Source organism: Flavobacterium sp. LK-23 (assembly GCF_058135255.1).
In genome coordinates this window covers 64395-76328 of sequence record NZ_JBYUVT010000002.1, presented here as the reverse complement: position 1 = coordinate 76328, position 11934 = coordinate 64395, and the positions used below count along the sequence as shown (strand labels likewise).

The following is an 11934-nucleotide window of genomic DNA, read 5'->3' as shown; positions in this document are numbered from 1 at the left end:
CCAATTTGGATTTCTATCTCTTTATAGCTTAACCTAAATTAACTCATAAAAATTTCGTTTTCCAATCTTAATTTTGGTCTCTTTTTTTAATGAAATCAATTCATACGGATCGATAATTTTTTCATTATTAATCTGAACCGCACCACTTTCAATCAATCTTCTGTTTGCTGATTTTGTAATATCGTTTTTTATAAATGCACAAAGGTCAATTAATGCAATTTCATTGGTTTTGCTTTCTAAAGAAGAAATTGAAATAGGAACAAACGATTTGGTTTCGGCATTTTTACTTTGAAATTGATTAATAAAAAATTGTTCTGCTTGTTCCGCTTCAGTTTGATTATGGTATTGGCAAATGATATTTTTGGCAATCAGTTTTTTAATATTCATCGGATTTTCATTCTCTAATCTTTTCTTGATTTCTTCTTTTTCTTCAAATGAAAAATCGGTTGTCAATTCTAAAAACTCAAGAATAAGAGCGTCAGGAATCGACATGGTTTTGCCAAACATTTCATTCGGTTCATCAATCAATCCGATTGTATTATGAAGCGATTTACTCATTTTTTCTTTTCCATCCAATCCTTTCAGTAAAGGCATACACATCACAATTTGTCCTGAAAGTTTAAAACTCTCCTGCAATTGCCTTCCCATTGTACAGTTGAACAATTGATCTGTTCCGCCCATTTCGATATCAGCATTAATTTTAACCGAATCAAAACCTTGTAAAATTGGGTAAACCAGTTCGTGCATGGCAATTGGGGTATTTTCTGTAAATCGTTTATTAAAATCATTTCTATGCATCAATTGAGCGACCGTCACATTGGACATAATCTGAATCACTTCAGAAAAAGAAAGTTCATCGAGCCATTCTGAATTAAAAACAATTTTAGCTTTTTCAATATCAATAATTTTAGATAATTGCGAAATGTAGGTTTCTGCATTATGCTTAACTTCTTCAATGCTAAGAGGTTTTCGGCTTTTATTTTTTCCCGTCGGATCACCAATTCTTGCGGTAAAACTTCCCACAACGATTACGATTTGATGCCCTAAATCTTGAAATTGTTTCAACTTTTTCAAGACAACTGCATGTCCCAAATGCAAATCTGGAGCAGTTGGGTCAAAACCTAGTTTGATAATTAGTTTTCTGTTTTCTTTTTCAGCCTGATTGATTTTTTCTTCTAAGCCATTTTCGGGAAGAAAGATGGCGGCATTTTGTTTTAATTTTTCAATTGTTTCCATTTTTTTTGAAAATAAAAAAGCCCGGACGTAATGCCCGGGCTTTAAGGTTTATATAATTTATCTATTTAATTTATAGTCGTGAATACGTTGAATTATATGCATAGCCTATCCGAGCAGATATTATTGCATAATAATAAGTGCTGAAAAAAGGAAGGCGTAATATGCTGTTCAAGAATTTCATATCGACTGCAAAGATAAATTTTATGTATTAAAATGGCATCATATTTTAATCATTTTAAACAAAATATCATTAAATGCTTGAAAAGGATAAACCTTAGCAGAGAAAGAAAAGATAAATATTCTATTTATCCCTTAATATTTTAGAAAATAAAAAAGGTTCAAAGGAAAAACTTTGTCCCTTTGAACCTTTGTAACTTAAAAAAATTATTCTAAAACCAATTGGCTTAGAGCTTCTTTAGTAAATCCTTTTAATTCTTCAGTTTTTCCTGCTTTGATTTTAGCAACCCAATTTGGATCTGATAAAAGAGGTCTTCCAACGGCAACCAAATCAAAATCACCTCTGTCGAAACGTCTGTTTAATTCTTCTAAAGAAGTCGGTTGCGAACTTTCTCCTGCAAATGCACCAAAGAAATCACCAGAAAGTCCAACAGAACCTACTGTGATAGTTGGCGCTCCCGTTACTTTTTTAGCCCATCCAGCAAAGTTTAAATCAGAACCTTCAAATTCTGGTTCCCAGAAACGACGTTGCGAAGCGTGAATAATATCAACACCAGCATCAACAAGAGGAGTAAGCCAAGCTTCTAATTCCTGTGGATTCTTAGCCAGTTTATAATTATAATCAGAAGGTTTAAATTGAGAAAAACGCATAATCACAGCAAAGTCATTTCCAACTTGCTTTCTCACTTCTTTAATTACTTCAATAGCAAAACGATTACGCTCAGGAAGTGTTTTTCCTCCATAAATATCTTCACGCAAATTGGTTTCAGCTCTAAAGAATTGGTCAATTAAATAACCGTGTGCTCCGTGAATTTCAATAGTGTCAAAGCCTAATCTTTTTGCATCAGCAGCAGCTTTTCCAAAAGCAAGAATAGTATCTTCAATATCTTTTTCAGTCATGGCAACACCATTTCTAAAATCAGGACGGTTTAATCCAGACGGACCTTCAAATGGAACTGGCGGAACCCATCCAGAATGGTGGTTGTCCATAATTCCCATGTGCCAAATCTGCGGACCCATTTTTCCACCCGCAGCATGAACTTCGTCAATCACTTTTTTCCATCCGTTTAAAGCTAAATCGCCATAAAAGTGAGGAACATTGGCATCATTAGAAGAAGATTTTCTGTCAATAACAGTTCCTTCAGATAAAATTAAACCAACTTCGCCTTCAGCTCTTTTTTGGTAGTAAGCTGCGACTTCGTCAGTTGGAACTCCATTAGGAGAAAAAGAGCGCGTCATTGGCGCCATTACGATTCGGTTTTTCAGATTTAATGATTTTAGATTAAATTCTGAAAATAGGTTGTTTGTACTCATAGTAATTTTACAAATTAGATTGAATTAATTTACTGAGTGCTTCAAAGGCACCTTCGTTACGTTTATAATAAGTCCATTGTCCAACACGTTTGGCCTCGATAAAACCAGCGCGCTGTAAAATAGACAGGTATTCGGATACTGTGGATTGTGTCAAACCAGCTTTGGCCTGAATCTGCCCAACGCAGACACCATGCTCAAATCCGGCATGCTCAAGCTGTCCCGGAAAATTAATTTCGGGCTCTTTTAACCATTCCAGCATTTGTAGTCTGGATTTGTTCGATAATGCTTTAAAAATTTCTATCGTTTCCATGGTGCAAATATATCGACTTTTCCCGATATATGGATTTAAAGAAAAATATTTAGGATAATTTTATGACTGGGGAGTACAAATGAAGAAGATTTTAATAAAGAAAATTTATATTTGCTAATGTATTAATCTCGCAAAGTCACAGAGTCGCAAAGGTATTTTTTGAATTGCCTCCAGCTTTAGCTGGAGGTAATAAGGAGGTTATAAAAAAGGCTTTAGCCAAAAATATAGATTTGGCTAAAGCCTTGTGAGTTTGTATTTATGAACCTCCAGCTAAAGCTGGAGGCAATTCAATTGTTATAACTAAAAACTTTGCGACTCTGCGACTTTGCGAGATTAAAACGATCCCGGAATAAATAAAACTTAATCATTATGAAAAAAACTTTACTTATCGTAGCGTTCTTGTGTTGTGTAATTACCAGTTCTAAAGCTCAAGTTGTAGGTGTAGATGTTGGAGACATTGCTCCAGAAATTGATCTTCCGAATACAAAAGGAGAGAAAGTTGCACTTTCTTCTTTAAGAGGAACTTTAGTTTTAGTAGACTTTTGGGCTTCTTGGTGCGGACCTTGCATTAAAGAGCAGCCTCTATTAATAAAACTGCACAATACGTATCCAGACAAACTATCAATTTACGGAGTTTCTATGGATACCAAAAAGCCATTATGGACAGGAGCAATCGCAAAGGCAAAACTGCCTTGGACAAATGTGAGTGATTTAAAATACTGGCAATCTCCAGTTATTGGAGATTATATGCTGCAATCTATTCCATTGAATTTTTTAATTGATAAAAACGGAATTATTTTAGCAAAAAACATTCACGGACCAGCTTTAGAGGCTAAAATTAAAGAGCTTTTAGAGGTTCAATAGATTTTCTTTAACCGCAAAGAGCGCTAAGGTTTACGCAAGGTTCGCAAAGTTTTTAAATTTTTAGCGTGCTTAGCGTAAACCTTAGCGCTCTTTGCGGTTAAAAAACAAAAAAGCCCAATCGATAATATTGGGCTTTTAATTTTTAAGACTCTTTAATCACTTTTTTTACACCTCCAAAACTCGTTTTCAGCATTTCTCTTATTTGAAACTGCGTTTTGTTTCCCGATGCGCTTTTCCAATCTTTGAGATCAAAAATATGAATTTGATCTGCGTAAGGATTTGTTAAGAATGAAATTCTTGAAATGGTATATTTATAGTATTTCAGTTCGTGAGAAACATGTCGATTGGGAACCACAATTAATATGTTTTCCCAGTTCAAAAAGTCTTTCGGAACGTCTTTTCTTTCTAATAATCCTAAAGATTCAAAAAAAGCTACAATCTTTTGATCATTAAGTTTATTAATCTTATGATCAAGGTTTTTGAAAGTCGTTTGGAGTCTATTTTCATTCATAATAGTACTCATAGTAGAATTGCTTTTTAAGATTTCAATATAAAATTACATTAAAAGAAAATAATTTTTGAATCTGAAGCCATTAGATTCATTCTAAATTTTGAAAGTCTATTCTAGAAACATTTGTTATGAATGAGTTATCATATTTTGATAAAATACTATTAATGTTTCTTCTCTAAAAACTTTATTTTTATCGCTATCTGATTTTACTAACAAACCAAACTTATGAAAACCACTTTCGTCCAAAAGACAATTTTCTGTTTTTTTCTTCTATGTTCATTCCATTTACTAGCACAAAATAGATCAGGGAGAGCGCTTGTTTTAATCGATAAAGATTGGAGCTTTTCATTTGGTCATCAATACGATACCAAAAGAGATTTCGGTCATGCAGAAGGTTATTTTTCGTATTTAACCAAAACAGGATTTGGTGATGGGCCAGCAGCTTCTGGATTTGACGATCGTGCTTGGAGAAGATTGGATTTGCCGCATGACTGGGCAGTTGAACAGCCTTTTAGCGAAAATGCAAGTTTCAGCCACGGATTCAAATCAGCAGGCAAAAATTTCCCAGAGAAAAGTATTGGCTGGTACCGAAAAAAAATAAATATTCCGAATGAAGATTTAGGGAAAATTATTTCTCTGAAATTTGATGGCGTTTTTAGAAATTCAAAAGTCTTTTTTAACGGATTTTATTTAGGAACCGAAGAAAGCGGTTATAATGGTTTTGAATATGATGTGTCGGCTTATGTTAATTATGGAGGAGAAAATACAATTGTAGTGCGTGTAGATGCTTCGATGGAAGAAGGCTGGTTTTATGAAGGTGCCGGAATTTATAGACATGTTTATCTTCAGAAAACAAATCCACTGCATGTGAAGCAAAACGGAACTTATGTTACATCAGAAATTTCAAAGGATAATGCTTTAATTACTGCAGAAGTTAAATTGGAAAACAAAGGTCATTTTAAAGGAAATGTAGAAATAAATCAAATTATTTTGGACGCTTCTGGAAAACAGGTTGCTACAAATTCTGAAAATGTTACAGCTCCAGAGTTTTATAAAACAAATGCTTATTCATCAAAATTGAATGTCAAAAATCCGCTTTTGTGGGATATTGATTCGCCTAATTTATATCAGTTAATTACTGAAATAAAAAAGGATGGAGAAGTAATTGACAGCTATAAAACCTCTTTTGGAATTAGAACGATTGAATTTAATCCAGAAAATGGTTTTTTGCTTAACGGAAAACACATAAAACTGAAAGGAACAAACAATCATCAGGATCACGCAGGAATCGGAACAGCACTTCCAGATGAAATTCAGTATTATAGAATTGCAAAATTGAAAGAAATGGGAGCGAATGCCTATCGCTGTTCACATCATCCGCCAACGCCTGAATTGCTGGATGCTTGCGATAAATTAGGAATGCTGGTTATTGACGAAACCCGTCTAATGGGAATCAATGAGTATCATTTGAATGATTTACAGCGAATGATGGAACGAGATCGCAATCATCCGAGTATTTTCTGCTGGTCAGTTGGAAATGAAGAATGGCAGATTGAGGGTGGGATTACGGGTGAAAGAATTACCAATATCATGCAGGATTTCAGTAAAAGTATCGATCCGACACGACCTGTAACAGTAGGAATCAGCAGCGGATTTAAAAGTGGAATTTCTTCTGTTGTAGAAATTATGGGATATAATTATCTCGGAAATGGAGATATTGATGCGCATAGAAATCAGTTTAAGCAACAGCCAGGAATGGGAACAGAGGAAGGTTCGACTTTTGCAACGCGTGGAATTTATTTTACAGACGATGCCAAACATTATAAAAGTGCATATGATAAAAAGCCTCGACCAACTTTTTATAGTATAGAAGAAGGCTGGAAGTTTTATGCTGAACGACCTTATCTGGCAGGAATGTTTATCTGGACGGGCTTTGATTATCGTGGAGAACCAACTCCTTATGGCTGGCCTTCTGTAACTTCTTATTTCGGAATGATGGACGTTTGCGGTTTTCCGAAAGACAATGTTTTCTATTTGAAATCTTGGTGGGGAAAAGAACCCATTTTGCATTTACTGCCACATTGGAATTGGAGTGGAATGGAAGGCAAAGAAATTGATGTCTGGGCGTATTCGAACTGTGATGAAGTAGAGCTTTTTCTGAACAAAAAAAGCCTCGGAAAAAAGAAAATGGAACAAAACGGGCATTTGGAATGGAAAGTAAATTACGCGCCTGGAACTCTAGAAGCTGTTGGATATAAAAACGGTAAAAAAGTACTTTCTGATGTTCAAAAAACGACTGGAAAATCAGAAAACATCAAATTATCTTTGGATAAAGAAAACGTTTTGAAAGGAAATGTTTCTGTTTTAACGGTTGAAACTACAGATAAAAATGGCTTGCACGTTCCGACAGCAAACGATGAAATTATGTTTTCGATCAAAGGCGGTAGAATTTTAGGAGTAGGAAATGGAGATCCAACTTCATTAGAAAGCGATCAATTTATTGATGATATCGCTTTAATTGCTATAAGTAATTTTATGGAGCAAAAAGCAACAACTGCCTCTCTGCCTCAGGAATTGTCTAATTATTCAGAAAAGGAATGGATAGAAGCATTTAAAGATCGTGATTATAAAAAGCAAGCTCCGTCTTATATTTATAAAGGAGAATTTGATTTGAAGAACAACTCCGCTTCAAATGTTGTGAGTTTCTTTTACAAAAAAATAGGAGTTGAAAAAGTGGTTTTCGTGAACGGAAATAAAGTTGAGCCAAGTAAAGATGATTCTCAAAAATATGTTTTGAATTCGGCTATTTTAAAAGAAGGAAAAAACACCATTCACATTGCAGCAACGCCTTTACAAAAAGTAAAAGACTGGGATGTTATGAATACCGATCCCGGAATTATTCAAGTAATTACACCAGCAGAATCTTGGAAGAGAAAGCTTTTTAATGGCTATGCTCAAATTATCATTCAAAAAGAAGAAAACGCCAAAGAAGTGGTTTTATCTGCTTCTGGGAAAGGATTAAAGAATGGTGTGATTGTGGTGAAGTAGTTTTTTTAACTGCAAGGCACGCTAAGATTTACGCAAAGGACGCTAAAAAAAATAAAATCTCGCAAAGACGCTAAGGCGCAAAGTTTTCCTTTTTAATTTGAATGTATGAATTGCATCTAGCTTTAGCTGGATGTAAAAATAATATAGTTAAAAAAGGCTTTAGCCAAACTATTCGCAGTTTGGCTAAAGCCTTTTTCGACTTAACTCTTTAAACCTCCAGCTAAAGCTGGAGGCAATTAAAAGAAAACTTTGCGCCTTAGCGTCTTTGCGAGCATTTCTATCTCAAAAAAAAACTTAGCGAACCTTGCGTAATTCTTCGCGCTCTTCGCGTTTAATTCCAAAAACCTGAAACCTGAAACAAAAAATTAACAAAAGAATAATGTTTGATTTTCATAACTTTGCAAAATGAATAATCAAACAGAAATACAGAATTGCGATTTCACTTCAGATTTGAAGATGAAAGGTTTTAAAGTTTATCCTATAAATGGAGATTTCAGTAAAGTTCCCGTTTACAGCCGAAGAGATTTTTATAAAATCTGTATTAATACTAGTAAAAGTATCATACAATACGCCGACCGCGGAATAGAAACCGACGGAACGATTCTGTTTTTCGGGAATCCGATTATTCCATATTCTTGGGAAACTATTTCTGAGAAATTCGAAGGTTATGCCTGCGTTTTTACCGAAGAATTTTTTAAAACCAAAGACCGTTCTGAAACACTTCAGGAATCGCCTTTGTTTAAAATAGGAGGAACTCCAATTTTTACTTTAACTCCTGAACAAAAGGTATTTATTGATTCGTTATTCCAAAAAATGATCGAAGAATACGAAACCGATTATGCTTTCAAAGACGATTTAATGCGCAGTTATGTCAATTTGATTATTCATGAATCGATGAAAATGCAGCCTTCAGAGAACTTCTTTAAACATAAAAATGCTTCTTCGAGAATTACTTCTTTGTTTTTAGAATTATTAGAAAGACAATTTCCAATAGAAACCAAAGATCAGCCGTTAGCTTTAAAAACTCCTCAAGATTACGCACAGAGCCTTTCTGTTCATGTAAATCATTTAAACCGTTCAGTAAAAGAAGTTACAGGAAAACCAACTACGGCACATATTACAGAGAGAGTTGTTAATGAAGCAAAAGCTTTATTGCAGCACACAGATTGGAGTATTTCTGATATTGGTTATTCGCTTGGATTTGAATACCCGAGTTATTTCAATAATTATTTTAAAAGACTTACGGGAACGGTTCCGAAATCACTTCGAATGTAAATTGTTTCAATTTCTTAATTTTTTGTTTGAATATTGTTATTTCGGCATTATAGTATTGCACTACATTTGCCCTGAAATAAACAACGAATCTTTGTATCAGTTTTTTTAATGACTAAATAACACTTCACAAAAGCATGCTCCGCTTTACATTTAGTTTTAAATTTTGATAATAGAAAAATATAAATTTTTTTAAAGTATTAATTAAAATCAAAATCTCCTTCTATCAAGAGATTCGATGTACTGATTATTTCATTCAAATAAGCTTATAAGAATTTAAAAATTAATTATTAACCTAAAAACAACGAAATTATGTCGACACATTTCACTGCCGTAACCGAAGAAGGTAAAATTCCAAATACTTATATGACAGGCGAAGTGTCATATAAAAAGCAGACAAGCGAAATTCATCCTGAAAATACTGTTATCAAAGATATTTCTTTTGAACCCGGAGCAAGAAGTAATTGGCACAGTAACGCTAGTCTGCAGTTGATTATTGTAACAGATGGAGTTGGCTATTATCAAGAAAGAGGCGGACAAATTAATCTTATCGAAAAAGGCAAAGTAATCACGGTTTTACCTGGAATTGAGCATTGGTACGGAGCAACACCAACGACAAAATATTCTCATATTACCATTGTAACAGAAATAGATAAAGGTCATGGAACTTGGCTGGAAAGCGTTACCGATGAAGAATATTATTCTTTTGAAAGATGCTAGATTCTAAGATGCTTAGGTTCTAAGATTCTAAGATTCTGAGATTCTGAGATTCTAAGTTTTTTTTACGCAGATTTTACTGATTTATAACAGATTATATTTTTTGATTAGGTAAAAATAATCGAAATTTATATAACTATTTGTAAATCAATATGATTTGGTAGATTCTCTATGCCTTTTTTCAACAGTTTTAAAACTTGAAACTTGAAACAAAAAAACAACAAATAAATTATGGAAACAAAAAACATTAAAGCCTTTGGTACCGAAGCTGCCGAAGCACCGTTAAAGACCCTAGATATTCAAAGAAGAGCAGTACAGGCACACGATGTAGAAATCGAAATTTTGTATTGCGGAATCTGTCATTCAGATTTACACTCAGCTAGAAATGAATGGCATGGCACAATTTATCCAATTGTTCCTGGACATGAAATTGTAGGTCGTGTAACAAAAGTTGGAGATCACGTAAAAGGTTTTAAAGTTGGCGATTTGGCAGGAGTGGGATGTTTGGTTGATTCTTGTAGAGAATGTGAACACTGTAAAAATGATTTAGAGCAATTTTGTGATGAAGGAAATATTCAAACATTTAATTCGCCTGACAAACATTTAGGAGGACAAACTTATGGAGGTTACTCTCAAAGTATTGTAGTTGATGAGAGCTTTGTACTCCATATTTCAGATAAACTAGAACTTTCTGCTGTTGCACCATTATTGTGTGCAGGAATTACAAGTTATTCACCATTAAAACATTGGAAAGTTGGTCCTGGTCAAAAAGTTGGAATTGTAGGTATTGGCGGTCTTGGCCATATGGGAATAAAAATAGCAAAAGCTATGGGTGCTCATGTAGTGGTTTTTACTACATCTTTATCTAAAACAGAAGACGCAAAACGTCTTGGAGCAGATGAGGTTGTATTGTCTACAGATGAAGCGCAGATGGCAGCACATGCTAGAAGTTTAAACTTCATTTTAGACTGCGTTTCTGCAGAACACAGTATTGATTCGTATTTAAATTTATTGAAAGTAGACGGAACATTAACTTTAGTTGGAGCGCCAATGGATCCGCTTCCTGTAACTTCTTTCAGTCTTATTTTAGGGAGAAGAAGTTTCTCAGGATCTCTAATAGGAGGAATCGCTGAAACTCAGGAAATGCTAGATTTCTGTGCCGAACATAATATCACATCAGATGTAGAAGTAATCGGTGTAAATGATGTTAATGATGCCTACGAAAGATTACTAAAAGGAGATGTTAAATACCGTTTTGTAATTGATATGGAGTCGCTTAAATAAGATGCTAAGTTGCTAAGATTCTAAGATACTAAGTTTTCTCCTTAGTGCTTAGAATCTTGGCTAATTTAGAAATTATGTAAAAAAACAAGGAGTAGAGATTAAAAGGATTAAAGAGAAAAAAACTTAGAACCTTAGCGTCTCAGCATCTTAGAAACTTTAAAAAAAAACATGCAAACAAGAAAACTAGGAAATAGCAGCTTAGAAGTCTCCGCGTTGGGACTGGGTTGCATGGGAATGAGTTTTGGCTACGGGCCAGCCCATGATAAAAAAGAAATGATAAGTTTGTTGCGTTCTGCTTACGAAAAAGGAATTACTTTTTTTGATACGGCAGAATGTTACGGACCATTTTTGAACGAAGAGTTATTGGGAGAGGCATTATCGCCTTTTCGCGATAAAGTTGTAATTGCGACAAAATTTGGTTTTTTGGAAGGTGATTCTAAAAAAGGGTTAGACAGCCGTCCAGAATGGATTAGAAAAAGCATTGAAGGTTCCTTAAAAAGATTAAGCACAGATGTAATCGACTTATATTACCAACATCGTGTTGATCCAAATGTTCCTATGGAAGACGTTGCAGGAACTATAAAGGATTTAATTCAGGAAGGAAAAGTAAAACATTTTGGACTTTCAGAAGCAGGCGTAGAAAGTATTCGACGTGCACATGCGGTTCATCCTGTAACAGCACTTCAGAGTGAGTATTCTCTTTGGTGGAGAACTCCAGAAGAAGAAATTTTTCCGCTATTAGAAGAATTAGGAATTGGTTTCGTGCCATTTAGTCCGCTAGGAAGAGGTTTTCTAACGGCTAAAATTGATGAAAACACGCAATTTGACAGTACAGATTTTAGAAATACACTTCCGCGTTTCACACCAGAAGCCCGAAAAGTGAATCAAGCTTTGGTAGATTTATTATCTAAAATTGCTTCTGATAAAGGAGCAACAAACGCACAAGTAGCGCTTGCATGGATTTTGGCTCAAAAACCTTGGATAGCACCAATTCCAGGAACAACCAAACTGCATCGTTTGGAAGAAAACCTTGGAGCAACAGATTTAGTGCTTTCTGCAAAAGATCTAGCAGAAATCGAAAATGCAGCTTCAAAAATAACAATTGAAGGATCAAGATACCCAGAACATCTGCAGAAGATAGCTGGAAAGTAAGTTTCTGAGATGCTAAGATTCTAAGTTTCTGAGATTCTAAGATGCTAAG

General features: G+C 34.5%; 10 protein-coding genes. 6 read left to right on the top strand and 4 right to left on the bottom strand.

Translation table 11 applies throughout. The features are described from left to right. Nucleotides 1-33 precede the first annotated feature (33 nt). The 3 genes from tyrS to AC3Y25_RS03775 form a co-directional block, all read right to left on the bottom strand. The gene (tyrS, locus tag AC3Y25_RS03785; RefSeq protein ID WP_489901791.1) at nt 34-1236 is read right to left on the bottom strand and encodes a tyrosine--tRNA ligase; all 1203 of its coding nucleotides are present in this window, start codon (nt 1234-1236) and stop codon (nt 34-36) included. Between the two features lie 384 nt (nt 1237-1620). Beyond that, nucleotides 1621-2727 (bottom strand): NADH:flavin oxidoreductase, encoded by a 1107-nt coding sequence (locus tag AC3Y25_RS03780; protein WP_489901790.1) that lies wholly within the window; start codon nt 2725-2727, stop codon nt 1621-1623. A gap of 7 nt (nt 2728-2734) precedes the next feature. After that, on the bottom strand, nt 2735-3037 hold the full coding sequence (locus tag AC3Y25_RS03775; protein WP_091496855.1) for an ArsR/SmtB family transcription factor: 303 nt from the start codon (nt 3035-3037) through the stop codon (nt 2735-2737). Between the two features lie 369 nt (nt 3038-3406). On the opposite strand from AC3Y25_RS03775, the gene AC3Y25_RS03770 reads away from it, so the two are divergent. Beyond that, nucleotides 3407-3901: a TlpA family protein disulfide reductase gene (locus tag AC3Y25_RS03770; RefSeq protein ID WP_489901789.1), complete on the top strand. Its 495-nt coding sequence runs from the start codon at nt 3407-3409 to the stop codon at nt 3899-3901. A 142-nt stretch (nt 3902-4043) separates the two neighbouring features. On the opposite strand, the gene AC3Y25_RS03765 is transcribed toward AC3Y25_RS03770, so the two are convergent. Beyond that, nucleotides 4044-4424 (bottom strand): hypothetical protein, encoded by a 381-nt coding sequence (locus AC3Y25_RS03765; RefSeq protein ID WP_095927623.1) that lies wholly within the window; start codon nt 4422-4424, stop codon nt 4044-4046. 213 nt (nt 4425-4637) lie between these two features. Between AC3Y25_RS03765 and galA the strand changes: the two genes are divergently transcribed. The 5 genes from galA to AC3Y25_RS03740 all read left to right on the top strand — a co-directional run bounded on the left by galA (nt 4638) and on the right by AC3Y25_RS03740 (nt 11885). Beyond that, nucleotides 4638-7460 (top strand): beta-galactosidase GalA, encoded by a 2823-nt coding sequence (galA, locus tag AC3Y25_RS03760; RefSeq protein ID WP_489901788.1) that lies wholly within the window; start codon nt 4638-4640, stop codon nt 7458-7460. Nucleotides 7461-7865: 405 nt separating this feature from the next. After that, a complete protein-coding gene (locus AC3Y25_RS03755; RefSeq protein WP_489901787.1) occupies nt 7866-8735 on the top strand; it encodes a helix-turn-helix domain-containing protein in 870 nt (289 codons plus the stop codon). A 309-nt stretch (nt 8736-9044) separates the two neighbouring features. Then, entirely contained in the window at nt 9045-9452 is a 408-nt protein-coding gene (locus tag AC3Y25_RS03750; protein ID WP_095927619.1) for a cupin domain-containing protein, read from the top strand. A 228-nt stretch (nt 9453-9680) separates the two neighbouring features. Beyond that, nucleotides 9681-10733 carry an NAD(P)-dependent alcohol dehydrogenase gene (locus tag AC3Y25_RS03745; protein WP_489901786.1) on the top strand — a complete coding sequence of 351 codons (1053 nt, stop codon included), beginning with the start codon at nt 9681-9683 and terminating at the stop codon, nt 10731-10733. Between the two features lie 168 nt (nt 10734-10901). Beyond that, nucleotides 10902-11885, top strand: coding sequence for an aldo/keto reductase (locus tag AC3Y25_RS03740; protein WP_489901785.1), 984 nt, complete (start codon nt 10902-10904; stop codon nt 11883-11885). The last annotated feature ends 49 nt before the right edge of the window (nt 11886-11934 follow it).

Coding starts and splice junctions, on each gene's coding strand:
- tyrS (WP_489901791.1), bottom strand. CDS start 1,236: ATGGAAACAATTGAAAAATTAAAACAAAATGCCGCCATCTTTCTTCCC.
- AC3Y25_RS03780 (WP_489901790.1), bottom strand. CDS start 2,727: ATGAGTACAAACAACCTATTTTCAGAATTTAATCTAAAATCATTAAAT.
- AC3Y25_RS03775 (WP_091496855.1), bottom strand. CDS start 3,037: ATGGAAACGATAGAAATTTTTAAAGCATTATCGAACAAATCCAGACTA.
- AC3Y25_RS03770 (WP_489901789.1), top strand. CDS start 3,407: ATGAAAAAAACTTTACTTATCGTAGCGTTCTTGTGTTGTGTAATTACC.
- AC3Y25_RS03765 (WP_095927623.1), bottom strand. CDS start 4,424: ATGAGTACTATTATGAATGAAAATAGACTCCAAACGACTTTCAAAAAC.
- galA (WP_489901788.1), top strand. CDS start 4,638: ATGAAAACCACTTTCGTCCAAAAGACAATTTTCTGTTTTTTTCTTCTA.
- AC3Y25_RS03755 (WP_489901787.1), top strand. CDS start 7,866: ATGAATAATCAAACAGAAATACAGAATTGCGATTTCACTTCAGATTTG.
- AC3Y25_RS03750 (WP_095927619.1), top strand. CDS start 9,045: ATGTCGACACATTTCACTGCCGTAACCGAAGAAGGTAAAATTCCAAAT.
- AC3Y25_RS03745 (WP_489901786.1), top strand. CDS start 9,681: ATGGAAACAAAAAACATTAAAGCCTTTGGTACCGAAGCTGCCGAAGCA.
- AC3Y25_RS03740 (WP_489901785.1), top strand. CDS start 10,902: ATGCAAACAAGAAAACTAGGAAATAGCAGCTTAGAAGTCTCCGCGTTG.